This window comes from Pseudoduganella dura, from assembly GCF_009727155.1.
GTDB classification, from domain to species: Bacteria; Pseudomonadota; Gammaproteobacteria; order Burkholderiales; family Burkholderiaceae_D; genus Rugamonas; species Rugamonas dura.
In genome coordinates this window covers 4,097,879-4,123,574 of record NZ_WNWM01000002.1, presented here as the reverse complement: position 1 = coordinate 4,123,574, position 25,696 = coordinate 4,097,879, and the positions used below count along the sequence as shown (strand labels likewise).

The window sequence follows — 25,696 nt, the reverse complement described above, 5'->3', positions numbered from 1 at the left end:
GCCCATCATGAACGCCCCGATTCCTCACCGCCCGATCCAGGCTCTTCCCGACCAGCTCATCTCGCAGATCGCCGCCGGCGAGGTGGTCGAGCGGCCGTCGGCCGTCGTCAAGGAATTGCTGGAAAACGCGCTGGACGCGGGCGCCAGCCAGATCACGGTGCGGCTCGAAGAAGGCGGCGTCAAGCGCATCTGCATCACCGACAACGGCAAGGGCATCCCGCCGGAGCAGATGCCGCTGGCGCTGGCACGCCACGCCACGTCGAAGATCGCCTCGCTGGACGACCTGGAGAACGTCAATACCCTCGGCTTTCGCGGCGAGGCGCTGGCGTCGATCGCCTCGGTCGCGGTCGTCAAGCTGACCTCGCGCACGGCCGATGCCGCACACGCGTGGGAACTGGAAGGCTCGCACCTGGGCACGGTAGAGCCGTCGTCCGGCGCGCAGGGCACCACCGTCAACGCGCAGGACCTGTATTACAACACCCCGGCGCGCCGCAAATTCCTGAAGTCCGAGCAGACCGAGTTCGGCCACTGCGCCGAAGTCGTGCGCCGCATCGCGCTGGCCCGGCCGGACGTGGCGTTCACGCTCACGCACAACGGCCGCACGGTCGACCACTGGATGGCCAGCGACATGGCCCGGCGCAGTGCGCAGATCCTCGGCGAAGGCTTCGCCGAAGCGCGGTTGCCGATCGACGAGGCTGCCGGCGTGCTGCGGCTGCACGGCTTTGCCGGCCTGCCCACGGCCTCGAAGGCGCGCGCCGACTGCCAGTATTTCTATGTGAACGGCCGCTTCGTGCGCGACAAGGTGCTGGTGCACGCGGTGCGCGCGGCGTATGAGGACGTGCTGCACGGCGACCGTTTCCCGTCCTACGTGCTGGCGCTGGAGCTGGACCCGGCGCTGGTGGACGTGAACGTGCACCCGTCGAAGATCGAGGTGCGCTTCCGCGATGGCCGCGCCGTGCACCAGTTCGTTTTCCACGCGGTGCAGCGCGCGCTGGCGCAAACGTCGGCCACCGCGCACGGCAGCGTGCCCGCGCCGCTGCCGGCCGCCGACTCGCTGGCCAACGGCGTGCCGCTGAACGGCAATGCCTGGCGCCCGCAGGAGCAGACCTCGTTCGGTGCGATGATGAATCCCACCTACACGCCCACGTTCTCGCCTTCGCCCTGGCCTGCCGCCGGGGCGCGCGATGGCGGCGGCGTGGCGCAGAGCACCGAGCGCTATGGCGCGCTGTTCGCCGACGCCGCGGCACCGCGCGTGGCCGAGCAAGCCACGCCGTACGCGATGCCGCAACCGACGTCGTACACCGCCACGTCGGCCGCGCTGGCCCATGAGGAATTCCCGCTCGGCTTCGCGCTGGCGCAATTGCACGGGATTTACATCCTGGCCCAGAACACCAAGGGCCTGGTACTGATCGACATGCACGCGGCGCACGAACGCATCCTGTACGAACAGCTGAAAAATGCGCTGGACGCGCAGATTTCCGGTACCGACATGCAGGTGCAGTCGCTGCTGATCCCCGTCACGTTCTATGCCGACGCGGTCGAGGTGGGCACGGTGCAGGAACACGGCGACACGTTGAGAACGCTGGGCTTCGACATCGCCGTGCTGTCGCCGACGACGCTGGCGGTGCGCGCCGTGCCATCCCTGCTGAAGAACGCCGATGCGCAGACCCTGGCGCGCGACGTGCTGCGCGACGTGCGCGAGTTCGGCGGCTCGCGCGTGCTGATCGAGCGCCGCAACGAGCTGCTCGGCACCCTCGCCTGCCACACGGCGGTGCGCGCCAACCGCATCCTGACGACGCCGGAAATGAACGCGCTGCTACGCCAGATGGAAAGCACCGAGCGCGCCGACCAGTGCAACCACGGCCGCCCGACCTGGGTGCAGGTCGAGATTTCCGCCCTCGACAAACTCTTCCTCCGCGGGCAATAAGCTTCATGACTCTCGCAGAAAAGCGGCCGCTCGCGGTCGCCATCATGGGCCCGACCGCGTCGGGCAAGACGGCCGCCGCGCTGGCGATCGCCGAACGCATCCCATCTGAAATCATCTCGGTCGATTCCGCGCTGGTCTACCGCGGCATGGATGTCGGCACGGCCAAGCCCACGCGCGCCGAACTGGCCGCGGCGCCGCACCACCTGATCGACATCATCGACCCGCTGGACGCCTATTCCGTTGCCCAGTTCCGCAACGACACGCTGCGCCTCGTGGCCGACATCACGGCGCGCGGCAAGCTGCCGTTGCTGGTGGGCGGCACGATGCTGTATTTCAAGGGCTTGGCGGACGGGCTGGACGACCTGCCGGGCGCCGACCCCACCGTCCGCGCCGAACTGGAAGAAGAAGCCGCGCAGGCCGGCTGGCCCGCCCTGCACGCGCGGCTGGCCACGCTGGACCCGGTCACGGCCGCGCGGCTCAACCCGAACGACGCGCAGCGCATCGGCCGCGCGCTGGAAATCATCCGGCTGTCGGGCAAGCCGATGTCCGCGCTGCTGGCCTTGCGCGAAAAGGAAGAGCTGCCGTTCGAGCTGATGTCGTTCGCGCTCGAACCGAACGACCGCGCCGTGCTGCACGAGCGGATCGCGCGCCGCTTCGACATCATGCTGGCAGACGATGCGCTGATCGACGAGGTGGAAGTGCTGCGCCGGCGTGGCGACCTGCACCCCGGCCTGCCATCGATGCGCTGCGTGGGCTACCGGCAGGTGTGGGAATACCTCGACGGGCACATCGGCTACCAGGCCATGCGCGAGACGGGCATCATCGCCACGCGCCAGCTCGCCAAGCGCCAGCTGACGTGGCTGCGGTCGATGCCGGAACGGATCGTGATCGACTGCCTGGCGCCGGATGCGACCGGGCAGATACTGGCGCGGCTGGCGCCGCTGCGGGGCTGAACCAGGCCCTGTTGCTGCTCAACGTCGCGCATTTGCGCTCGCCGGCACGGATTTGCGCTATATTGTCTGATTGCTCATCGACGGCGCAAAATCGTCGCTTTCCTTGACACGGCGGGTGGCAGCCGCCATAATGCCTGCCGTTGCGGTGATATAGCTCAGTTGGTTAGAGCACAGCACTCATAATGCTGGGGTCGGTGGTTCAAGTCCACCTATCACCACCACCAGAATTCAAGACGAATGGCCTGACCGGCAACGGATCAGGTCATTTTTCTTCGGGAACATCGTTGTACAGTTTGCGGTGATATAGCTCAGCTGGTTAGAGCACAGCACTCATAATGCTGGGGTCGGTGGTTCAAGTCCACCTATCACCACCAGATATGGAAAAGCCGCCGGTCGCGAGACCGGCGGCTTTTTTCATGACGTAAGCTCACCCGCGTGCAGCCAACACATCCTCGCCATACATTTCCCCATACACCGGCAACGCCCGCGCCGCGCAATCGAGCATCCGCCGGCCCACGTCCACCTGCCGCGCATCGCCGCTGCGCAGCAGTTCGCGCCCCACCTTGTATTGCGATGGATAGTTGTGATGCATGGCGGCGTAGATGTCGAGGCTCGACACTGCCGTCTTGTGCTCCGCATGGCGCCCGCCGGATGCGCCCATCGTTTCGCCGACGGCCGCGTAGAGCGCGCCGATGCGGTGCTCTTGCATCCATTCCATCAGCGTGATCGTGCGGAAAGCGGTGGTGTCGTCCGGTGCGCGTTGCCCGTTCAGCGCCAGGAATACCTGCACCTTCGCCAGCCAGTTGCCCTGCTGCGCTGCGCGGTGCAGGTTATCCAGCAGGTACGGATCGGCGTGGCTGTCCGGCGTGGCGCGCAGCCACGCGTCGACGGCATCGAGCGATGGCACCGGGCCCACCTCGGCAGGGCGCTTGCAGACGAAGCGGATCACATCCTGGCCGCTAGCCACGTCGTCCAGAGCCTTTGCCATCAGGCGATCGACGCGCCGGGCCATCGAATCGGCGGTAAAGCGCGGCAATGCAATGTCGTGCTGCGCGGCGTACCCCGCCTTCGCCATGCGCATCGAGGAATCCGGGTGTTCCGTTTGCGTCCGGGTATGGGGCATGTCGTAGCGCGGCTGTCGCGATGCCGAATAAATCAGGCTGCCGCCTGCGATCAACAGCAGCAACAAGGTTCCCTGGCTTTTCATGTTTCCTCCCGATCACGTTCATTGTGATTAAGACTTTATGCGGGAGTTGCATAGATTGACTTGAGGCAACTCATACCAACAGGCAATGGTTGCGTCAGCTCATCATTGGCACCGGCGGCGGCGGGCAGACTGTGGTTTTCACACACAGGAGGAAACATGGTCGACCTGATGCAACCCGTAACCCGCGTGATTGGCGAGCACCGCGGGCAGATCCTGCAGAAGCTGGATGGCAAACCGGGAGAATGGACGGTAACGGCGCTGCAGAACGAAGGAGTGATGGAGACGGTGATCAGCTGCTGCTACGAGCTGTTGCCGGGCCTGGTGCGGCTGGCCGTCAAGGAGCCGGCGTTCCGCACCTTCATGATGAACAACCGCGACCGCGTACTGGCGCAGCTGGCTGCCCCGCCGGCCTAACGGGTCAGTGCGCCCCTGCGCCGCTTCCAGGGCGCGCAGTTCGGCCAGCGAGGGGGCATTAATGAAAAAGCCCGCGGAACGAACGTTCCCGCGGGCTTTCACCACCCGGCGTTACCTGGCGGCCCGGCCCTGGTCCTGCGCGATCAGCCGGGCCAGCTGCGACTCCGGACCCACCGCTTCGATGGTGACGATCCGGTCGGCGGGAATCGTCAGCACGCCCGGGCCGTGCCAGTCGTTCTTCTGCCGGCTGACCACGCGGTTGCCGGGCCGCCCGTCCGGCTGGGTGAATGCCTGCACGTAGTAGACGTCGGCCAGCTGCACCTGCGTCGGCCCTGTCTCGCGCAGCACGCCATAGAACATCTGGCCGTTCTGCAATTGCACCGCGTACCAGGCGCCGGCAGGCCCCGGCAGGATTGCCGGACGCGTGCCGTGCAGCCATGCCGCGGCCGCCAGCGCGACCAGCGCCGCGGTGGCAATGACGGCGCTTGCCAGCAGCGCAATGCCGCGCGGACGCGCCGCCGGCGCGGCCGCCATGCGCGGTGCCAGCGGTTCGGCCAGCGGGATGTCGAGCCGGGCGCTCATGCATCCCTCCGGCGTGCCGGCAGGCGTACGAACAGCACCGACAGGCCCGCCAGCAGCAGCAGCCACGTGCCTGGCTCCGGCACCGGCGCGAGCTCGCCGACCCCGATCACGTACTGGAAGCCGAAACCGCCGCTGCCATCGAGCGTGAAGCCGGTCGTCAGCAACAGGTCCTGGTTGCCGGCGGCCAGTGCACCGAGTACCGCGGCATGGTCGTTGAAGAAGAGCTGCGCCGCGGAGACGCTGGTGAACGTCTCCGAGAATACCTCCGCGCCGTGGCTGGCGAGGGTCAGCTCCAGCGTCGTGAAACCGGCACCGTCCGACAGCGAACCGAGCAGGCCGAACGTCAGGTAGCGCCGCTCGGTCGTGGCGAATTCGAAGTTGGCGGCGGTCACGTAGGTATAGGTGCCGGTGGCATCCGCCGCGTAGGCGCCGCTCATCGTGCCGATGCCGTGCACCTGGCCCGCGGCGAACGCCGCGGTGACGTTCGGCGACGAGGACAGCACGCTGTCGACCGTGCCTTGCGACGGCGCGCCCACCGCATAGGACAGCGCCTGGTAAGTCGTGGAAGGTGCCGCCAGGCCGTAATGGCTGCCGCCCACGTTCGCCGACGTGATCGCGTTGACCGAGGTCCCGGCCGGGGCGCTGGCGCTGGTGGTCACGAGCACGCCGCCGCTTCCGGTCGAGGTGCTCGATGCCGCCGCCGTGCCACCCGGCCCCACGGACCTGGCCTGCGCATAGTTGCTGGCCGTGCCCTCCGCCCATGACCGGGCAGTGGCATCGGCCTGCTTGCCGGCCGCATAGGCAGTCGCATTGACGCTGCCCACTGCGCCGCCCCGCGCTTCAGATAATGCCACCGCGTTGCCCTTCCAGGCGTCGCTGCCGCCACCTTGCGCGGTGGCATAGGCCTGGGCCGAGCCGGCCGAATCGGCACGGGCATGCGCGTTCCCCACGCCGCCGGCGGCGCCGTTGGCATAGCCGTTGCCGCCGGTTGCCGTACTGCTGGCATAGCCCTGGTCGAGCGCCGTGACGGTGGTGCGCGCCAGCGCGTCGCCCCCGGCACCCAGGGTGCCGCCGACGCTGTAGCCGCCACCGCCGCCGCTGGCGTTCGTGGTCCCGTTGACGTAGGCGCCCGCCGCGGTGGACGACAATGCCAGCACCGCTTCGGCCGCGCCACCCTTCGCGCCGGCACTGGTGTCGTTGCCCTGGCCGCCGCTGCCGCCCTGCGCCGTGACATTGGCGCCGAGGTTGCTGGCGGCGGTATCGGCAATCGCCAGCCGCGAGACGGCGCCGCCGCCCACGCCCGCAATGCCGGTATCGCTGCCACCACCGGTGCCGCCGTAGGCGCTCTGCGCCAGTGACAGCGAGCCGGACGTGCTGCCGCTGACGGCATCGGCCAGCGAGGCCACGCCGCCGGCGCCGCCATCGGCGCCGGCGACGCCGTATCCGCCGCTGCCGCCCGTGAGGCTGGCGCTGGCCGACGTGGAGCCGCCTCCGCTCCTGCCGATCGCAATGGCGCTGCCGGTGCCGCCGTCGCCGCCGCGGTTGCCGCTGCCATACGCGGCGCCACCTGTGCCGCCAGCAGCCACGGCATAGCTGGACACGTTTTCGCTGCCCGACGTCACGCCATTGCTGCTCGCCTGGGCGGCGCCGCCAGCGGCACCGTTGCCCGACGAATGGGCCCCGCCGGCCCCGCCCGTGGCCGAAGCCGACAGGGCCAGTGCCACGCTGTCGCTGGCGCTGACCGCCACCTTGCCCGTGGCGCCGGCCGCCGCCGTGCCGGTGCCGCTGCTGCCGGTGACACCGCCGCCCGCGCCGCCGGTGGCGTTGCCGTACAACGTCAGGGACGAAGCGCCGCTGTCGTTGCGCGCCAGCGTCACGTCGGCGGCACCGCCGGCGCCGCCATTGGCATCGCTGCTGTCGCCGCCCCGGCCACCGCCGCCGGTCAGCGTCAGCGACAAGGTGCCGCTGGTGCTGCCGGTGAAGATGTCGCCCACGGTGATCGCCCTGCCAGCGCCGCCAGCGGCGCCGCCGCGCCCGTTGCCCCCATTGCCGCCGGCAAGGTTGGCGTTCAGCGACAGGCTCGCGCCCCCGCCGTTGCCGCCGATGGCAATCGATGCCTGCCCGCCGGTGCCGCCGGCATTGCCGCTGCCCGCCCCTTCGCCGCCATTGCCGCCGCGCGCATAACCGTTCAGCGTCAACGCACCGGTGGTGCCGCCCGTACCGGCCAGCGTCGTGGTGGCCGTGCCGCCCGCCGCACCGCTGCCGGTACTCTCGCCCGTCGAGCCATTGCCGCCGATTGCACTGCCCGCGCCATACACATTGGCGCCGCCGCTCACGGTCAACGCGGCGTTTGCGGAGCCGCCGGCGGCGGCAGTGCCCGCCGTGCTCCCGCCGTTGCCGCCGGCATGCCCGCCGTTGGCCGTGCTGTTGCCGTTGACGTAATTGCCGGTGCCGGCCAGCGTCAGCTCGCTCGCGGCATTGCCGCCGGCGCCAGCGCTGCCGCCGGCGGTCGAACCGCCGCTGCCGCCGATTGCCGTCGCGTTGCCGGTAGCCTGGTCGGCTGCCGAGGCCAGGGCCAGCCGGGCTTGTGCCGTGCCGCCGGCTGCGCCGGTGCCGGTATTGGCATAGCCGCCATTGCCGCCGGTGGCATTGACGACGACATTTGCCGTGCCGGCGCCGCCGGTATCGGCCAGCGTCAGGCGCGAGAGCGCGTTGCCGGCCGCGCCGCCGGTGCCGGTGTCGATGCCGCCGCCGGTGCCGCCCGTGGCGGCCTGGGTCAGCGACAGGCTGCCGCCGGTGCTGCCGCTGACGGCATCGACCAGGTTCGAGTCCGCGCCCGCGCCGCCGTTCACGCCGTAGCCGCCCGCGCCGCCATATTGATACGCGGCCACGGTGAGCGAACCGGTGGTTGCCGACCCCGCGGCACTGGCGATGGCCGCGCCGCCCGAGCCGCCGGCGCTGCCGTTGCCCTGGCCACCCGCACCGCCGTTGGCGGTGGACACCACGTACACGCTGTTGCTGCCGGTACCAGTTCCGACCGCATGTGCCTGGCCGGTGCCGCCCTGCCCGGCGACCAGTCCGCTGCCGCCGGAACCGCCTTGCGCGTTGCTGGCGACATACAGGTCGCCGGTTGCCGTGCCCTCGCCGTGCGATTGCGCGGCCGTGCCGTTGGCGCCGGTGCCGCTGCCGGTCGAACCGCCGGCGCCGCCGTTCGCCGACACGGTCAGGCTCAGGTTCGCCGCATTGCTGTCGGTTACCACCAGCCGGCTGCCCGCGGCACCGCCGGCGCCACCTTCGGCCGTATCGCTGTAGCCGCCGGCGCCGCCCACCGCGTACTGGTTCAGCGACAGGGTGCCCGTGGTGGTGCCGCTGACGATGTTTTCCGCCGTGGAAGCGGCACCGGCCCCGCCGTGCGCACCGGAATAGCCGGCGCCGCCGGCGCCACCCTGCTGGTGCGCACTGAGGTTGACGCCGCCGCTGCCGCTGCCGCCGGTCAGCGTGACGGCGCTACCGGCACCGTCGCCGGCCCGGTTGCCCGCGCCGCCGGCGCCGCCGCCATAGCCGCCGTATGCGGTGGCGCTGAGCTGCACCGATCCCGCGCCGGTAGCGGTTCCGATCGCGCTGGTGGCCGCGGTGCCCCCATTTGCGCCGTTGCTCGTCGTGCCGTTGTTGCCGCCACCGTAGCCGCCGGTCGCGCTGCTGCTGCCGTACACGCTCGCGCCGGTCAATTGCAGCGTGCTCTCTGCGGTGCCGCCGGTGCCGTGCGGCCCGCCTGTCGACGAGCCGCCGCTGCCGCCGCCGGCACCCGCGCTGCCGTTGACCTGGCCGAGGCCGGACAGCACCGTGTCGGCCCGCGCATTGCCGCCGTTGCCGGCCGGCCCGGTGCCGGACGCCGCCGCGCCGGCACCGCCGCCTGCCGTCGTGTTGCCGCCCAAGGTCGCGCCGGCCGCCGTCGAGACCAGCTCCAGCGCACCGGTCGCCGCACCGCCATGGCCGCCCTGCGTCACGGCGTAGCCGCCGCCGCCGCCCTGCGCACTGACTGTCACCTGCAGCGAACTGGCTGCGCTGTCGCTCAGGGTCAGTGCCGATCCTGCCGCGCCGCCCGCGCCACCGCCTGCCGCGCCGCTGCCGCCGCCCGCGCCGCCGAAGGCAGCCTGGTACAGCGACAGGCTGCCGGCCGTGGTGCCGCCGACCCGGTCCGTCGCTTGCGACGCGGCGCCCGCGGCGCCGCTGGTGTCGGTGCCGTAGCCGCCGCTGCCGCCATACTGGGTCGCCGATACATTGACCGCGCCGGTATCGGACTGCCCGGTGGCGGTCGCGATGGCCGTCCCGGCAGCGCCGGCGGCCGACCCCGCGCCGTTGCCGGTTCCCCCGGTACCGCCGGCCGCATAGGCCGAGACCGTTGCCGTGTTGCTGCCCTGGGCACTCGCCCCGGCCGTTGCCTGCGCATTGCCGCCCGCGCCGGCAGCGGCGCCGGCACCGGCCGCGGCACCGCTGCCGGCGCCGCCCGGTCCGCCGCTGCCGCCGCCGGCGCCGCCGGTCGCTGTCGCGCTGGCCGCGGCCGCACCGGTCGCCGGATTGGAGCCGGCCGTCGCGCCGGCATTGCCGCCGATGCCGCCCGCGCCCGCCGCGCCGCCGTTCTGGCCGCTGTTGCCGGCGGCGCCGAAGCCGCCGCCGCCGCCACTGCCGCCGTTGGCGGTCGCCGCGTTGCTGTTGCTCGCGTTCGGGCCCGATGCGGCGACCGCGCTCTCGCCAGCACCGCCCGCGGTGCCCGCCGCGCCTGGAACTGCCCCGTGCGTACCCGGCGTGCCGGGGTTGCCGGTGACGGTCACGTCGGCGAATGCCTGGCTGACCGCCAGCGACAGCAACAGGGGCACGAGACGGGCCCTGCGGGCACGACGCGACGAAACCGATGGTGTATTGAGGCGCATGTGTATTCCTTTAGTAAGCAAGGTTATGTTGAGCGATCCCGGCGTGCCTTGTAGCGGCCGGGCCACAACCGGTCCGGGCCGCAACGATGCCGGCGCCAGGCACATTGCGCCGGTCTTGCAAATATGATATCAACTTGAAGTAGCAGATTTCTCCTTGACTGGAAGTTACTCCATCGTCAAGAAAAATTATCGGATTGATATGCCTGAAAATCCTTTGGCTGGCCTGAATCCGGCCTTAATGAAAGCTGAAAAACCTGTGGGCAACGTGCTGCTGCAGGTGGGGGCTTTCGAACTGTGGCCGGCGGCGCGGCGTTTGCGGCGCCAGGGCAAGCCGGTGGAAATCACGCCGCGGGCCTTCGATGTTCTGTCAACGCTCGCGCTGCACCACCCCGGCATGGTGAGCAAGGGCGCGCTGTTCGCGGCTGTCTGGCCCGGCCTGGTGGTGGAGGAAAACAACCTGCAGGTACAGATCTCGCTGCTGCGCAAGCTGCTGGGGCGGGAGGCGATCACCACGGTGGCGGGGCATGGCTACCGGCTGAACCTGCCCGTCAGCAGCGGCCATGGCGCCGCGGTCGAAGAAATGCCCGCGCCCGTTGCCGGCCCGCTGCTGGGGCGCGCCGGCGACCTGGCGGAACTGGGCGACCTGCTGCGCCACCACCGGCTCACCAGCCTGCTGGGAGCCGGCGGCGTGGGCAAGAGCACGCTGGCCCGGCATGCGGCGCCTCACGCCGCGGCAACGGCAGGACTGCCGATGGCATGGGCCGATCTCGCCGATTGCGCGAATGCCAGCGAACTGCTGGAAACCGTGGCGCGCAGCGTGGGGTTCGACGGTGCCGCGGTGGCCGCACTGGCACGCCACCTGGGCCAGTACCCCTGCATGCTGGTACTCGACAATGCCGACCGCGTGGACCGCGAAACCGCCGCGCTGGCCGAAGAGCTGCTGGCCCGCGTGCCGCTGCTGCGGCTGCTGGTCACCACGCAGGTGCGCCTGCATTTGCCGGAAGAACAGGTCTATCGGCTGATGCCGCTGGCGGTGCCGCCTGCCGGCTGCGCCCTGCCGGAGGCCCTGGAATATGGCGCGCTGGCGCTGCTGCAGGCGCGCGCGCATGGCCACGATCACCGCTTCGCGCTGACCGAGGCCATGCTGCCCGATGCGGTGGCGCTGTGCCGCGAGCTCGACGGCCTGCCGCTGGCACTCGAACTGGCGGCGGCACGCATTCCTGCGCTGGGGGTGGCAGGATTGGTGCGGCGGCTGGGCGACCGCCTGCCGTTGCTGGTCAGGGTCAATGGCGGCGGCCCGGCCCGGCAACGCAGCCTGCAGGCCACGCTGGAATGGAGCTACCGGCTGCTGGAGCCGGCGGCACAGCAGCTATGGTGCGATACCGCGGCAATGCCGCGTTGGTTCTCGCTGGATGAATTGATGGCATGCCGTGGCAGCCGCGATGCGGCCGCCACGCTGGACCTGCTCGGCACGCTCGTGGACCGTGCGCTGCTGGTGTTCGATACCAGTCACGCGCACGGCTACACGTTGCCGCCGGCGCACCGTGCCTTCGCCCTGCTCAAGAGCGTGAACGCATGCCCCGGCGCGGCTACGGCTCAGACAAATCCGCCCACCACGTAGCCGCCCGTCATCGCCACGACCAGCAACGCGCCGATCGGGGTGGGCGGCGCCGGCGACGGGATATCGCAGGCGCGGCATACCGCGCCGATCACCAGGCCCAGCACGGCCCCCGCAAGCAGCGCGCTCACGATGCGCCCCCTGCCCGCCCGGGCTGCGCCGGCTTTGGCTGGACATCCAGCGCGTGGCCGCCGCAATGCCGCCGGTTCTGCGCCGCGCGGCGCGCCACATAGCGGTCCACCAGCCAGTAGCCGCTGCTCATCATGAACACCAGCAGCGCGCCGGACAGCACGGGCGGCGACGCCGCCGGAATGCCGAACTTGCGGCACGCCAGCCCGACGACGAACGACAGCACCAGGCCGGCCAGAATTTTCACGTAGTTCATCGCCGCCCCATCAGAATGCAAAGCAGCTGCAGCCGAACGCGCCCCAGAAGCCGGCATAATCCGAGACCGGCACGGTCGACTTGCGGGCCACGTCGTGCGAGTGCTTGTGCACCGCGCAAGCGCCGGCGCACTGGTGCGGCAGCGCGCTTTTCTGTGCCGCCGGTGCCACGGCCCGGTAGTGCCCCGGCACCTTGTTCACCGGCGACCAGTCCGGCAGTACCGGCAGTTGCGGCGGGCCCAGCTTTTCGAACTCGGCCTGGGCAAAGACGATCCTGCCGCCGACCACCGTCAGCACCGATTCGATCGACTTGATCGCCTCTTCGTCGACCCGGAAGAAGTCGGCCGACAGCACGGCCAGGTCGGCCAGCATGCCTTCCTTGATGCGGCCCTTCTTGCCCTGCTCGTTCGAGAACCAGGCGCTGCCCGCCGTCCACAGCTCGATCGCCGTTTCACGGTCGAGTTTGGCGCCGGCGTCGTACAGGCGCAGGCCGCCGACGGTGCGGCCGGACACCAGCCAGTACAGCGCCGTCCACGGGTTGTAGCTGGCCACGCGCGTGGCGTCGGTGCCGGCGCCGACCGGCACGCCGTTTTCCAGCATGCGCTTGATCGGCGGCGTGTGGCTTGCCGCCTCCGCGCCGTAGCGCTCGACGAAGTATTCGCCCTGGAACGCCATCCGGTGCTGGATCGCGATGCCGCCGCCCAGCGCCTTCACGCGCTCGATATTCCTCGGCGTGATCGTCTCGGCATGGTCGAACAGCCAGTGCAGGCCGTCGAACGGGATGTCGCGGTCGACCTTCTCGAACACGTCCAGCATGCGGCTGATCGATTCGTCGTAGGTGGCGTGCAGCCGGAACGGCCAGCGCTGTTCGACCAGGTGGCGCACCACCTGTTCCAGCTGCCCTTCCATCTCGGGCGGCAGGTCCGGGCGCGGTTCCAGGAAGTCCTCGAAGTCGGCCGCCGAGAACACCAGCATCTCGCCGGCGCCGTTGTGGCGGTACCAGTCGTCGCCGTCGCCGGGCTTGACGATTTCGGTCCACTTCCTGAAATCCTGCAGTTCCTGGCCCTTGTTCTGCGTGAACAGGTTGTAGGCGATGCGGATCGTCAGCTGGTCCTGCTCGGCCAGGCGCTGCACCACCTGGTAGTCCTGCGGGTAGTTCTGGAAGCCGCCGCCGGCATCGATCGCGCTGGTCAGGCCCAGGCGGTTCAGCTCGCGCATGAACTGGCGGGTGGAATTGACCTGGTGCTCCAGCGGCAATGCCGGGCCCTTGGCCAGCGTGGCATACAGGATCATCGCGTTCGGGCGCGCGATCAGCATGCCGGTCGGGTTGCCCTGCGCGTCGCGCTGGATTTCGCCGCCCGGCGGCGCCGGCGTGTTCTTGTCGTAGCCCACGGCGCGCAGCGCGGCGCGGTTCAGCAGCGCGCGGTCGTACAGGTGCAGCACGAACACCGGCGTATCGGGCGCGGCGGCATTGATTTCGTCCAGCGTGGGCATGCGCTTCTCGGCGAACTGGAATTCGTTCCAGCCGCCCACCACCCGCACCCACTGCGGGGTGGGGGTGCGCAGCGCCTGTTCCTTCAGCATGCGCAGCGCATCGGCCAGCGACGGCACGCCTTCCCAGCGCAGTTCGAGGTTGTAGTTCAGGCCGCCGCGGATCAGGTGCAGGTGCGAGTCGTTCAGGCCGGGGATCACGGTGCGGCCGTTCAGGTCGATCACCCGGGCATCCGGCGCGGCATGGCGCATCACCTCGTCGGTATCGCCCACGGCGAGGAACTTGCCGTCGGCGATCGCGACCGCGGTGGCGACGGGATTGGATTTGTCGGCCGTATGGAAGCGGCCGTTGGTCAGTATCAGCATGGTCTTGTCTTGGTGGACGATGGGTGGTTCCATCATACGCACCTGCCGCGCCCCGTCATCCCTAGACGGGGCACGACATTCCTATGCCGAAAGAGGTAGCCGCGGTCAGCTCCGCTTGGCCAGCACCAGTGCGATCAGGCTCAGTACCGCGGCGATCGACAGGTAGTAACCCACGTACTGCAGGCCATAGGTAGTGGCCAGCTTGGTGGCGATATAGGGCGCCAGCGAAGCGCCGATGATGCCGGCCAGGTTGAACGTCAGCGAGGCGCCGGTATAGCGCACCTCGGCCGGGAACAGCTCGGAGAGGATGGTGCCCAGCGGGCCATACGTCATGCCCATCAGGCCCAGGCCCAGGCACAGGAACAGCGTGACCTGCACCGCGCTGTGCGAATCGAACAGCGGGCCGAACACCAGGCCGAACAGCGCGATCGCCGCCGACACCCAGATCAGCGTGCCGCGCCGGCCGTAGCGGTCGGCCAGCAATGCGGCCACGGGGATCGTCAGGCCGAAGAACACCACGGCGATCAGTTGCAGCACCAGCATCTGCTGGCGCGAGAAGCCCAGCCCGGCCACGCCCCAGTTCAGCGCGAACACCGTCATCAGGTAGAACAGCACGAAGGTGGCCATCGCCATCATCGTGCCCAGCACCAGCGCGCGGGTATGCTGCACGAGCACCGCCTTGACCGGCACCTCCACGCGTTCGCCCTTGTCGAGCACCTTCTGGAAATCCGGCGTTTCGGTGATCTTCAGCCGCACGTACAGGCCCACCAGCACCAGCAGCGCACTGGCCAGGAACGGGATACGCCAGCCCCAGGCGAAGAACTGCTGATCAGTTTGCACTTCGGACAGCAGCAGGAAAATGCCGCCGGACAGGAAGAAGCCGATCGGCGCGCCCAGCTGCGGGAACATGCCGTACCAGGCGCGCTTGCCCGGCGGCGCGTTCTCGGTGGCCAGCAGCACGGCGCCGCCCCATTCGCCGCCCAGGCCCAGGCCCTGGCCGAAGCGGCACAGCGCCAGCAGCGCGGGCGCCCAGGCGCCGATCTGCGCATAGGTGGGCAGCATGCCGATCACCACGGTGGAGAGTCCCATCGTCAGCAGCGCGGCCACCAGCGTGGCCTTGCGGCCGACCCGGTCGCCGAAGTGGCCGAACACGGCCGAGCCGACCGGGCGCGCGAAGAACGCGATCGCGAACGTGGCCAGCGACTGCAGCGTGGCGGCGGTCGGGTCGCCGGCCGGGAAGAACAGGTGGGGAAACACGAGGACGGCGGCCGTCGCGTAAATATAGAAGTCGAAGAATTCGATCGTGGTGCCGATCAGGCTGGCAAACAGCACGGTGCCGGGCGAGTTGACTCGACCGGCCGGGTGAGGCTGGGACATGCGTACTCCGGAGGTGGACAGGCGAGGCTTTGCAGCCGGACTATGGTGAGACCGTCAGCCGGGTGGGGCGATCTGGACGAACGCGTCGCGGATCTCGCCGGCCGTTTCCGGGCGCACCACGCGCGCCACTTCCTTCCCGTCTTGCAGGAAGATCATGGTGGGCCAGAGTTTGACACGGAAGGATCGGCCCAGCAAGCGGCCGGGCCCGTCCTCGACCTTGAAGTGTTTAATGTCCGGGTAGCCGGCGTAGGCCTCGGCCAGCGGCGCCTGCGCGGCGCGGCAGTAGCCGCACCAGTTGGTGCCGAACTCCAGCACCGCCGGGCCGGTCAGGGCATCGATCTCGGCGCGCGTGGGCGCCGCTTCCTGGTATGTACGTTCCATCGTGCGCTCCATGGCAAGCTTCGTTGCTGGAACCTTACCATGCGGGGGCGACTCGTGTGCGCACGGCGAAACCGGTGACGCACGTGAAGACCGGTGTCCGACACTATTTTTTCTTGAGAAAATGGTGTCCGACACCGGTTCTTCCGCCTTACGCCGACAACGTCGTCGTGTACTCTTTCCCGCCGATCTTCACGCGATTGAGCTTGAGCCCCTTCACGTTGTGGATGAACCATGGCTGCTCGGTGCTGACCGTGGTGCCGAAGTCGCAGTCGCTGATCGTCACGTTGGTCACCGGCGGCACGGCGGGCATCGGCTGCGGGCCGTTGTAGTTGTTGGACACCGGACCGAGGATGACGACGGCCTGGTAGCACGACGCCTTCTGCCCCTTCTTCGTCCCCTTCTTCACTTCCACGTTGCCGACCGTGACGTTCGAGATGTGCACGTTGTCCACCACCGGCGGGCGGGTGCGCACGGTATCGGCGGTCGGCGTGTAGTCGCAGTCGAACGTGACCACCGCGCCGGCGGCCACGGCCACGGTGCGCGATTCGATCGGCGAACCGGGCAGCGACGCGTAGAACGAAGGGCTGGTCTGCACGCCGTTCGGGATCTTCACGTTGCGCACGTAGAAGTTCTTCAGGTAGCCGCCGCGGTTCATGTTGGTCTTCAGCCGGATCGCCGTGTTCAGCGGATCGGTGGCCCAGTGCACGTTCTCGAACACCAGGTCCTGCGCGTAGACGTTCTGGATACCGCCGGCCATCTCGCTGCCCAGCGTGACGGCGCCATGGCCGCTCTGCATGATGCACTTCTGCACCACGATGTTCTGCGACGGGCCGTATTGCGTGTCCAGGTCCTTGCCGGCCTTGATCGCGATGCAGTCGTCGCCCGTGTCGAATGTGCAGCCTTCGATCAGCACCATGTCGCACGACTCAGGATCGAAGCCGTCGCTGTTCGGGCCCTTGCTGTTGCAGTGCACGTTGCGGATCACGATGTTGCGGCAATGGACCGGGTGGTGCTGCCAGAACGGCGTGTCCTTTACCTCGTAGCCTTCGAGCAGCACGTTGGTGCAGCCGATCAGGTGGATCATCGACGGGCGCAGGAAGTGGCCCAGGCCGAACACGCGCTGCGCCAGCGGCACGCCCGCTTCGGACAGCGCCGGCAGGTATTGCTCGTCGGCGCGCCAGCGCTCGCCCTCGCCCTGGATGTGCAGGCGTTCCTGTTCCGTCAGGTGCGGCGCCACGTCCTTCAGCGATTTCGGGTTGATCGGGTTCGGCAGGCGCTGCGTCAGCTTGCCTTCCACGTAGCCCGGCGTGTTGGCTTGCGAGGCCGGGTTGAGCGTGCGGTTCTTGCCCTTCCACGTCCACCAGCAGTCGCCGTCCTTGCCGTTGAAGGGCACGCCGCCCTGGCCGTTCAGCACGCTGGTCCAGTCCTCGCCCGTCAGCGCGATATTGTCCGCGCCATAGGCGTAGATGGGCGATGCGAAGTTCAGGCAGTCGTTGCCCTGCCAGCGCGTGATCACGAGCTTGCCCTTCTTGCCGCAGTCGAAGTCGCCGTATTTCGCGTAATCGGCCGGCTGCGTCGAGAACAGCACGTTGGCGCCCTTCTTCAGGTGCACATGCACGTTCGACAGCAGCACGATCGGGCCGGCCACGAACCAGTTGCCGGCCGGGATCACCACGCGGCCGCCGCCGGCCTTGTGGCAAGCCTCGATGGCCGCCTTGATCGCGGGGTAGCAATCCTTCGAACCCGGTGCCTGGGTGCCGATCATTGCCTGGTCGTCGTGCGAGATCCAGCCCTTCACCTGCACCAGCTGGCATGGCGCGGCGCCGAAATCGGTGATCGGGAAATCCTGCTCGCGGAAACGCAGCGGCTTCGACACGCGGTCGACGATTTCCTTCGCGCGGCCCCACGGGTCGTCCGCGATCGCGGCACTGGCCGTCGTGGCACTCAGGGCGGCGCCGCCGCCGGCCAGCGCCAGGCTGGAAGCCGATACGGCCTTCATCATCGCGCGGCGCTTCGCATTGACCTGCTGTTCATTGAAATTCATGCTGTCTCCTACTCTTGGGCGTTGTTGAATTCTGCCAGGTACACTTCCGCCGGCAGGGGCTGCTTCCGGTAGCCCAGGTGGTTGACGGGGTCGATGCCCGCGTTCTTCAGGTTCTTGAAAAAGTCGTCCGACGAAAACTGTGCCGGGCGATAGGCCAGCGTGCCGGGCTGGTTCCAGTCCGACCATGGCTTGTCGCGGTCGATGTGCGCGCCGATGCGCGAATTGATGACCACCATCTTGCCCACGGTTTCCAGCACGGTCGGCGTGATCGTGCCCCTGGGCGCCTTGTACACGCTCTCCGCCCCGAGCGTGCAGGCATAGCCTTCGACGGCGACCGGCGCATACGGGCTGCAGCGCGAATTGTGGAACCACTGCCGCGCGAGATAAAACTTGCCGGCCAGCGCATTGGGCGACCCGTCGCTGGTGAAGTTCACTTCATTGAACACGAAGCCGTATTTCGTGCGCCAGTTGGTATTCGGCGCCCCCACGTACGACATCGTGCGGTCGCCCAGCGATTTCACCTCGCTCCGGTAGAAGTAGGCGGTGGTGTCGCCGAAGATGAAGTCGACGTCGCCTTCGATGTACGACTTGTGGAAGAAGCTGCGCGACGTGACGCGGGTTTCGGCCGACTTCAGGTACAGCGTGTCCTGGAAGCCGATCAGCCGCACGTTCTCGAACTGGGCCTTGTCGGCCCCTTCCACGAGCAGCGCCACGGCCTGGTGGCTGACGCGCTCCTGCGGCTTGTCCGGCGTGCCGCACACGCGCTCGCCGCATTCGTCGCGGGCGTTGCCGGTTGCCTTGTTATAGGCGTTCTCGATGGTCAGGTTGCGCACCTGGAAACCGTGATTGCGCGTCCATAGCGTCATCGAGCCGCTGGTGGAAATGGTGGGCGCGCGCGCTGCGATCTGCGCATGCATTTCCACGATCGACGGATCGAGCCGCACGAATTGCGGGCCGTGCCGCTTCACGTAGTCGGCCACCGGCACCGCGGCATCCAGGCCGCTCGATATCACGGTATCGGCGGCGCCGGCACCTTCCCCGTACAGCGTGATCGGCCGTGCCGACGCGGGAACGTAGACCAGCTCGCGGTAGGTGCCCGGCTTGACGAGGATGTATTGCCGCCCGCCACGCGGCCTGGCGGCGGCATCGACGATGGCGCGGTTGACCGCCTGCTGCACGCTGACGAACGTCTTCACGCCGTCGGCCCGGCCCGCCGCGTCCACGGTGTAGTCGGCCTGGAAGGCGGCGTTTCGCGCCAGCGGATCGGCCAGCGGATTCCACGGATCGGTTTTTTCGGCGCCGGCGCGGCCGGTGGTCTTCAGCACCTCGGCGATCGCAAAGCGTTTGGCATCCGCGGCGGCAAGCTGCGGACGCCCGGCGGCGCCGGTATCCTGCGCCATTGCGCCGGCCGCAGCGGCCAGCACGGCAACCGCCAGTAGCGCGCGGATCATTCGCCCTCCGGCCGGAACTCGGCCGCCACGGCGGGAACGGCCGCCTTCAGCTCGCGCTCGACCATCGCGGCGAAGTACTTCGCGCCTTTCGCGCCCACGTGGGTGTAATCGAACGCGCTTTTCGCGGCGCCCTGCGGCTCGACAGCTGCGCCGTTGGCCGCGCTGTTGCCCGCTACGGGCGCGACGGCGGGTTTCGGCGCCACGGCCAGCGTGTCGGCTTCCGCCTCGCCCATCGCCTGCACGGCGGCGTGACTGTCCGCATTCAGGTCCAGCAATGCCACCTGCTTGTCCCTGGCGGTGGCGCGGATCACGTCCGCCCACGGCACCAGCGTATTTTCCAGCACGCCCGCCTTGAAACTGCGGCGCGTCAGCGGCGTGACCAGCACGGGCACGCCGTTCAATGCCTTCACTTCGTCCACATAGCGGGCCATGTTGACGGGGAATTCGGTTTTCAGGTCGGTCGACCGGCCAGGCTTGCCCGGCTGGTCGTTGTGGCCGAACTGGATCAGCACATACGTGGCGCGGTATGCCGCGCTGCCTTTCAGCAGGCCCTGCACTTCATCCCAGCGCCCCTCGGCACGGAAGCTCGACGAGCTGCGCCCGCCTTTCGCCAGGTTGATGCACGTGTGGGCGCGGTTCACGCGCGCGCAGAACGCGTCGCCGTAACCGCTGTTCGATGCCATCGTGGAGTCGCCGACGAGGATGAACCGCACCGGCTTGTCCGCCGCCGCGGCGCTGCCGAGGACCAGCATGGCGGCTGCGCCGGCCAGCAGGAATTGCTTCATCTGAAACCTCCGTTCATGAAAAAACGGCCGCCGGCCGCGGGCAGCATGGCTGCTCGCGACGGGCGGCCCGGCTTTGCTTAGAAGGTGTAGGTGGCGCGCAGGTTGTACGAGCGGCCGATCGGGCTGGCCGCGCTCGACAGGTAACCGAACGAATAACCGCTGTGGTTCGTCACCGGCGGGGCCGAGTCGAACACGTTGGTGACGCCGAACGTCAGCTGCGTGTTCTTGAAGCCCTTGTAGCCCACCGTCAGGTTCCACGGCTTGTACGAGTTGATGTCGCGCCAGTAGGTCTGCGCCACCAGGTTCTGGTCTTCGTACTTGGAGTTGTAGTTCTGGGTCGCCTGCGCGGTCCAGTCGCCCTGCGCCCACGACATCTTCAGCACGTGCTTCCAGCGGTACGTGATGATCGGGAAGCTCGACGTGGTGCCGTTCGACGCATTGCCGAAGCGGCCGATGTTGCTGACATATTCCTCGCCAGGGAACAGCTGGTTGTCGAACTGCGTCAGGTACGTGCCGTCCAGTTCCACCTTGAAGTCGCCGTAGGTGCTGCGCGGGAAGCGGTAGCTGGCCGAGACGTCGATACCGGCCGCCTTCTGGCCGCCCAGGTTCATCGTGGTGTTGTTGATGAAGGCCAGCGTGCCGTCGGCGTTACGCACGAACAGCGACGCGTACTTGGCCGGGTCGAGGAAGTACACCTGCTCCGGCAGGTTGGCCAGCATGTCCTTCATGCGGATGTTCCAGTAGTCGAACGACATCGTCAGCGACTTGGTCGGTTCCACCACCACGCCCAGCGTGAAGCCCTTCGACTTTTCCGGCTGCAGGCCGGCGTTCGAACCCACCTGCTTGTTCAGCTGCACGTTGCAGACTTCGGAAGCCACGTAGCCCGGCAGCGCGGTGCCGGTACCGGTCACGCCGGGCCTGCCGCCCGGGCACAGCAGCGGATCGTCCCAGCGGGCCGACGTCTTGCCGGTGGCGCCCGGCAGGCGGTAGCCGTAGGCATCGAACAGCGTCGGCGCGCGGAAGCCGGTGTTGGCCGAACCGCGGAACATCAGGTTCTTGGTCGGCTCCCAGCGGAACGACGCTTTCGGGTTGATCGTGTTGCCGAAGTCGCTGAAATAGTCGTCACGCACGGCCAGGTTGACGTTCAGGGTTTTCGTGACCGGCAGGTCCAGCTCGGTGTACAGCGCATACACGTTGCGCTGGCCTTCGCCGTGCGATTCGGTGCTGTTCAGGTACGTAACCGCGTTCTGGATCGCCAGCTTGTCGTCGCGCGTGGTCTGGTGGCTCATGTCGGCACCGATCGCGATCGCGGCATCGCCGCCACCCATTGCGAACAGCGTGCGGCTGGCCGAGAAGTCGAGGCCCTTGTATGTGGTTTGCGAATCGCGGTTCTTCTGGCCGTCCACCGAGATCGATGCCAGATAGTCGCGGCCCGCCTGATCCTGCAGGCCGAACGGATTCAATGCACCGCTCTTCAGGCCATCCAGGATGCCCTGCCCCCTGAAGAAACCGTTCTGGTAATAGTTCTCGCGGTCGGACAGGCCAATCACGAGGCCGGCCCGGTAGTCCCATTCGCCGAACTTGCCTTCGTCGACGAAGGCAAGCCGCTGGTTGACCTGCTTGTCTTTTTGCGTGGCCAGCCCGTAATCCGCCACCGACCAGGTAACTGTCAGAGGCTGGCCGTTGATGCCGGCCATTGCCGGTACGCCGCCGCTGTTGCCCGGGTACCATTTGGACGACGAAGGCAGCAGGGCTGCTGCGCCATTGACCGCAACCGATTGCGTCGGGTTGCGTGCAGCGATGATCTGCGACTGGCCGCGGGTATATTCGACGGTGAACGTATGGTCTTCGCTGATCTGCTTCGCGGCGCGGGCGTAGAAGCTCAGTTGCTCGTTCTCGTACAGCGCGGTGCCGTACTCGTTGCTGTTCAGCGTGCAGGTGTTCTTGGCGCCGATCGTCGAGTACGGCTCGGCGCAGGTCGCGGCATACGGGTTCTGCGCGTTCTTGTTGGTGGCGGTGGTGAAGTTGGCCGGCATCGCGTAGCCGCCGGTACCCAGCGTGCGCGGGCGGCCCAGCGAAGCGAGCAGTTCGTCGGAACTGAACTCGGCGCGATCGCTGGCGGCCAGGCGGCTGCGATCGTGGAAATCGACCGTGGCATAGGCCGACCAGCCGTCGCGGTTCAGGTTGCCCTTGCCGAAGGTCAGCGTGGCGCGGCGTTCGTCGCCGCCGCCCTTGCGTTCCGGCGTCACGTACTGGCCGGTGACCTGCACGCCTTCGAATTCCTTCTTCGTGATGAAGTTGACCACGCCGCCGATCGCGTCGGAGCCGTACAGCGACGATGCGCCGTCGCGCAGGATCTCGACGCGCTGCAGCGCGGAGAACGGGATCACGTCGAGATTGGCGTAGCCGGCGGAGATCGCCTCGTTGGCCAGGCGGCGGCCGTTCAGAAGCACCAGCGTGCGGTTCACGCCCAGGCCGCGCAGGTTGATGTTGGTGCCGGAACCGGCATTCGACGGTGCCAGCGAAGCCGATTGCGGCAGTGCCATCATCACATCGGCCAGCGTGGTCATGCCGCGCTGGGCGAATTCCTCGGCCTTGATGCTGGTGACGGGCAGCGCATCTTCGCTGGCGAGCCGCTTGATCGACGAACCCGTTACTTCGATACGCTGCAATGGGGCTTCCTGTGCGGCTGCCCCGTTGGCCAGTGCCATCACGGCAACGGCGATAGAGGTCAACGCCAGCCGTGGCTGGAGGCGGGATTGCAAACTAGCGCGCTTGGTCATGCTTGTCTCCTAAGTTTTCCGATGGGTTCGCGCCATGCTTGCTGCACGGTCGCGGGTCGGGCACCTCGCGTGCCCGGTGCCGCTGCGACGAGGGCCGGGGCCGGGGTCGCAGGCGGTGGATCAAAGGTTTTTATTGAAGATCAGGGGCGCGGCGGCGCGGCGCGATAGCGCCCCGCTGCCGGCGGGTATGGCGGGTTGTCCGTGTACATCCTGTCTCCTGTGGCGTGCCTTGTCGTGGCGCGCCTGCTGCTTGTTTCTGCGGGTGGCCCGTGGGCCGCCTGCTGCGTGTCTGCTGCTTGTTCTGGTTACTGCCGCGTTGTTGTCGCGGCTTGTTTTTCTGGTGCTTGCTTTTGTTGTTGCTTGTCGTTGCTTGTTATTGCCCGCTTCTACCTGTTCCATGCACCAATGCTTCGGCGTCATGCCGGCCGGCGCGTGGCCGGTCCCTTCAGCCGCGCGAGAAAGTGCGCGTCACGCGTTCCAGGTGCGAGCGCATCGCCCGCCGCGCGGCGGCCGCATCGTGCGCCGCGATCGCCTCGAAGATGCGGCGGTGATCCTTCAGCGTTTCCTGCCGCAGCTCCTCCGTCTGGAAATGCTCCTTCAGCTTGTGCCACAACCGGCCGCGCTGGTTCCACAGGTAGTCCATCGTGCCCACCAGCGCGCTGTTGCCGGTGGCGCGGGCGATCGCCAGGTGGAAGTTGCGGTCGGCCTGTTCGTTGGTCGTCTTGTTGGCGTGATGCGCTTCCATTTCCTCCACCGCCTTGAGGATCGCGTCGATCGCACTGTCGGTGGCCACGCGGGCGGCGATCGCCGCCACTTCGGCCTCGATCAGGCGGCGTGCCGACAACACTTCGAACGGCCCCGGGCCCGCTTCCGGCACGGTGCTTTCCTGCCTCGCCTCGCATACATAGACGCCCGAACCGCCGCGCACCTCGATCACGCCGCCCAGCTCGAGGGCGATCAGCGCTTCGCGCAGCGATGCCCGGCTGACGGCCAGCTTGGTCGCCAGATCGCGTTCCGATGGCAGTCGTGAGCCGGGCGCGATACCATCGTCGCGGATCAATTGCGCGATACGGTCGGCCACCACGCGGTAAAGCCGCGGCTCGGGAGACTCTTGCGGTGATGGCGGACGTTTCAGCATCTTGCTTTTCATTATTGCATTTGGTCAGGCCATTCTAAACCGGTCAGACCAAATGAGCAATGTGGACTAGCCAAAAATTTGGGCATCTGTCATACTGAAGTCATCAGACAACTCGCCGGCACGCCTGATCGTTGCGTAACTACAACACGCCGATCCCGCGCCGCCGGCCCCTCCAGGATAGAAACATGAGCACTCCGCGCCGTATCCTCATGCACGCCAACGACAATGTCGCGATCGTCGTCAACGATGGCGGGCTGCCCGCGGGCACCGTCTTCCCCGATGGCCTCGCACTGGTCGAAGCCGTGCCGCAAGGCCACAAGGTGGCGCTGGCCGACATCGCGCAGGGCGAGAATGTGCTGCGTTACAACGTATCGATCGGCCGCGCCGTGCGCGACATTCCACGAGGCAGCTGGGTTTCCGAGCAGTTGCTGGAAATGCCGCCGGCACGCGAGCTGGACAACCTGCCGATCGCCACCGTGAAGGTGCCGCCGCTGGAAGCCCTGGAGGGCTATACGTTCCAGGGCTTCCGCAATGAGGACGGCTCGGTCGGCACGCGCAATCTCCTGGGCATCACCACCACCGTGCAGTGCGTCTCCGGCGTGGTGGAGTTCGCGGTGAAGCGCATCAAGGCCGAGCTGCTGCCGCGCTACCCGAACGTGGACGACGTGGTCGGCCTCGAACATACCTATGGCTGCGGCGTGGCGATCGAGGCGCCGGGTGCGAACATCCCGATCCGCACGATCCACAACATCAGCAAGAATCCGAACTTCGGCGGCCAGGCGATGGTTGTCTCGCTGGGCTGCGAAAAGCTGCAGCCGACCCGCCTGTTCCCCGCCAATTCGATCCAGATCCGCCGCAAGGACGACACCATCGCCACCGAGCCGCCGGTGGTCTGCCTGCAGGATGCCGGCAACGTGGGCTTCATGTCGATGGTCGAGTCGATCATGCAGACGGCCGAGGCGCAGCTCGAAGTGTTGAACAAACGCCAGCGCGTGACCTGCCCCGCTTCCGACCTGGTGGTCGGCGTGCAGTGCGGCGGCAGCGATGCCTTCTCCGGCGTGACCGCCAATCCGGCCGTGGGCTTTGCCACCGACCTGCTGGTGCGTGCCGGCGCCACCGTGATGTTCTCGGAAGTGACCGAGGTGCGCGACGGGATCGACCAGCTGACCTCGCGTGCCGCCACTGCCGAGGTGGCGCAGGAAATGATCCGCGAGATGGCCTGGTACGACGAATACCTGACGCGCGGCGGTGTCGACCGCAGCGCCAACACCACGCCGGGCAACAAGAAAGGCGGCCTGTCGAACATCGTCGAAAAGGCGATGGGCTCGATCGTCAAGTCGGGCAGCGTGCCGATCACCGGCGTACTCTCGCCGGGCGAGAAAGCCACGACGAAGGGCGTGAAGGGCCTGATCTATACGGCCACCCCGGCATCGGATTTCATCTGCGGCACGCTGCAGCTGGCCGCCGGCATGAACCTGCACGTGTTTACCACCGGCCGCGGCACGCCTTACGGCCTGGCCGAATGCCCGGTGATCAAGGTGGCCACGCGCGACGACCTGGCGCGCCGCTGGCACGATCTGATGGATGTGAACGCGGGCCGCATCGCCACCGGCGAAGCCACGATCGAAAGCGTGGGCTGGGAACTGTTCCAGCTGCTGCTTGATACCGCCAGCGGCAGGAGGACCTGGGCCGAGCACTGGAAACTGCATAACGCCCTCGTGCTCTTCAACCCGGCGCCGGTGACCTGACGTATTCCCGGACACGCAGTCCCGATCACGCAGTCCCGATCACGCAGTCCCGATCATTCTCACGCGAATTTGCCCGGCAGCCTTCCGCTCCCGGCAGATTCGGTTAGGATGCTCCTT

19 protein-coding genes and 2 tRNA genes are annotated in these 25,696 nt (G+C 68.0%); 7 read left to right on the top strand and 14 right to left on the bottom strand.

The features are described from left to right. Positions 1 to 7 precede the first annotated feature (7 nt). The 4 genes from mutL (at position 8) to GJV26_RS18065 (ending at position 3,254) form a co-directional block, all read left to right on the top strand. On the top strand, positions 8 to 1,927 hold the full coding sequence (gene mutL, locus GJV26_RS18080; RefSeq protein ID WP_155710057.1) for a DNA mismatch repair endonuclease MutL: 1,920 nt from the start codon (positions 8 to 10) through the stop codon (positions 1,925 to 1,927). Positions 1,928 to 1,932: 5 nt separating this feature from the next. Then, positions 1,933 to 2,880, top strand: coding sequence for a tRNA (adenosine(37)-N6)-dimethylallyltransferase MiaA (miaA, locus tag GJV26_RS18075; protein ID WP_155710056.1), 948 nt, complete (start codon positions 1,933 to 1,935; stop codon positions 2,878 to 2,880). A gap of 144 nt (positions 2,881 to 3,024) precedes the next feature. Further along, positions 3,025 to 3,101: transfer RNA gene (locus tag GJV26_RS18070), tRNA-Met, on the top strand. 76 nt (positions 3,102 to 3,177) lie between these two features. Next, a tRNA-Met gene (locus tag GJV26_RS18065) sits at positions 3,178 to 3,254 on the top strand. A 53-nt stretch (positions 3,255 to 3,307) separates the two neighbouring features. Here GJV26_RS18065 and GJV26_RS18060 read toward each other — a convergent pair. Continuing rightward, a complete protein-coding gene (locus GJV26_RS18060) occupies positions 3,308 to 4,087 on the bottom strand; it encodes a hypothetical protein (protein WP_155710055.1) in 780 nt (259 codons plus the stop codon). A 156-nt stretch (positions 4,088 to 4,243) separates the two neighbouring features. Between GJV26_RS18060 and GJV26_RS18055 the strand changes: the two genes are divergently transcribed. Continuing rightward, positions 4,244 to 4,501, top strand: coding sequence for a hypothetical protein (locus GJV26_RS18055; RefSeq protein ID WP_155710054.1), 258 nt, complete (start codon positions 4,244 to 4,246; stop codon positions 4,499 to 4,501). A gap of 111 nt (positions 4,502 to 4,612) precedes the next feature. Here the strand turns inward: GJV26_RS18055 and GJV26_RS18050 are convergent, their stop codons facing one another. Further along, the gene (locus tag GJV26_RS18050) at positions 4,613 to 5,083 is read right to left on the bottom strand and encodes a hypothetical protein (protein WP_155710053.1); all 471 of its coding nucleotides are present in this window, start codon (positions 5,081 to 5,083) and stop codon (positions 4,613 to 4,615) included. Next, positions 5,080 to 10,014 (bottom strand): beta strand repeat-containing protein, encoded by a 4,935-nt coding sequence (locus tag GJV26_RS30475; protein WP_155710052.1) that lies wholly within the window; start codon positions 10,012 to 10,014, stop codon positions 5,080 to 5,082. Before GJV26_RS30475 ends, GJV26_RS18050 begins: the two co-directional genes overlap by 4 nt. Positions 10,015 to 10,252: 238 nt before the next feature. Here GJV26_RS30475 and GJV26_RS18040 point away from each other — a divergent pair, with 238 nt between their 5' ends. Continuing rightward, positions 10,253 to 11,635 (top strand): ATP-binding protein, encoded by a 1,383-nt coding sequence (locus GJV26_RS18040; protein ID WP_173346227.1) that lies wholly within the window; start codon positions 10,253 to 10,255, stop codon positions 11,633 to 11,635. On the opposite strand, the gene GJV26_RS18035 is transcribed toward GJV26_RS18040, so the two are convergent. The 11 genes from GJV26_RS18035 to GJV26_RS17985 form a co-directional block, all read right to left on the bottom strand. Further along, positions 11,611 to 11,763, bottom strand: a complete 153-nt coding sequence (locus GJV26_RS18035) for a XapX domain-containing protein (RefSeq protein WP_189441631.1) — start codon at positions 11,761 to 11,763, stop codon at positions 11,611 to 11,613. The genes GJV26_RS18040 and GJV26_RS18035 overlap by 25 nt on opposite strands. Then, positions 11,760 to 12,017, bottom strand: coding sequence for a DUF1427 family protein (locus tag GJV26_RS18030; protein ID WP_155710049.1), 258 nt, complete (start codon positions 12,015 to 12,017; stop codon positions 11,760 to 11,762). The genes GJV26_RS18035 and GJV26_RS18030 overlap by 4 nt, the downstream gene beginning before the upstream one ends. A gap of 10 nt (positions 12,018 to 12,027) precedes the next feature. Further along, the gene (locus GJV26_RS18025) at positions 12,028 to 13,872 is read right to left on the bottom strand and encodes an amidohydrolase (RefSeq protein WP_155710048.1); all 1,845 of its coding nucleotides are present in this window, start codon (positions 13,870 to 13,872) and stop codon (positions 12,028 to 12,030) included. Between the two features lie 105 nt (positions 13,873 to 13,977). Next, positions 13,978 to 15,249, bottom strand: a complete 1,272-nt coding sequence (locus GJV26_RS18020; RefSeq protein ID WP_155710047.1) for an MFS transporter — start codon at positions 15,247 to 15,249, stop codon at positions 13,978 to 13,980. A 54-nt stretch (positions 15,250 to 15,303) separates the two neighbouring features. After that, a complete protein-coding gene (locus tag GJV26_RS18015) occupies positions 15,304 to 15,630 on the bottom strand; it encodes a thioredoxin family protein (RefSeq protein WP_155710046.1) in 327 nt (108 codons plus the stop codon). Between the two features lie 148 nt (positions 15,631 to 15,778). Continuing rightward, on the bottom strand, positions 15,779 to 17,674 hold the full coding sequence (locus GJV26_RS18010) for a glycoside hydrolase family 28 protein (protein ID WP_155710045.1): 1,896 nt from the start codon (positions 17,672 to 17,674) through the stop codon (positions 15,779 to 15,781). An 8-nt stretch (positions 17,675 to 17,682) separates the two neighbouring features. After that, on the bottom strand, positions 17,683 to 19,125 hold the full coding sequence (locus GJV26_RS18005; protein WP_155710044.1) for a pectinesterase family protein: 1,443 nt from the start codon (positions 19,123 to 19,125) through the stop codon (positions 17,683 to 17,685). Then, positions 19,122 to 19,910: a rhamnogalacturonan acetylesterase gene (locus tag GJV26_RS18000; RefSeq protein WP_155710043.1), complete on the bottom strand. Its 789-nt coding sequence runs from the start codon at positions 19,908 to 19,910 to the stop codon at positions 19,122 to 19,124. Before GJV26_RS18000 ends, GJV26_RS18005 begins: the two co-directional genes overlap by 4 nt. 77 nt (positions 19,911 to 19,987) lie before the next feature. After that, the gene (locus tag GJV26_RS17995) at positions 19,988 to 22,693 is read right to left on the bottom strand and encodes a TonB-dependent receptor (RefSeq protein ID WP_155710042.1); all 2,706 of its coding nucleotides are present in this window, start codon (positions 22,691 to 22,693) and stop codon (positions 19,988 to 19,990) included. A gap of 120 nt (positions 22,694 to 22,813) precedes the next feature. After that, on the bottom strand, positions 22,814 to 23,092 hold the full coding sequence (locus tag GJV26_RS17990; protein ID WP_155710041.1) for a hypothetical protein: 279 nt from the start codon (positions 23,090 to 23,092) through the stop codon (positions 22,814 to 22,816). 46 nt (positions 23,093 to 23,138) lie between these two features. Beyond that, positions 23,139 to 23,831 carry a FadR/GntR family transcriptional regulator gene (locus GJV26_RS17985; protein ID WP_173346226.1) on the bottom strand — a complete coding sequence of 231 codons (693 nt, stop codon included), beginning with the start codon at positions 23,829 to 23,831 and terminating at the stop codon, positions 23,139 to 23,141. A 185-nt stretch (positions 23,832 to 24,016) separates the two neighbouring features. Here GJV26_RS17985 and garD point away from each other — a divergent pair, with 185 nt between their 5' ends. Further along, positions 24,017 to 25,579, top strand: coding sequence for a galactarate dehydratase (gene garD, locus GJV26_RS17980; protein ID WP_155710039.1), 1,563 nt, complete (start codon positions 24,017 to 24,019; stop codon positions 25,577 to 25,579). The last annotated feature ends 117 nt before the right edge of the window (positions 25,580 to 25,696 follow it).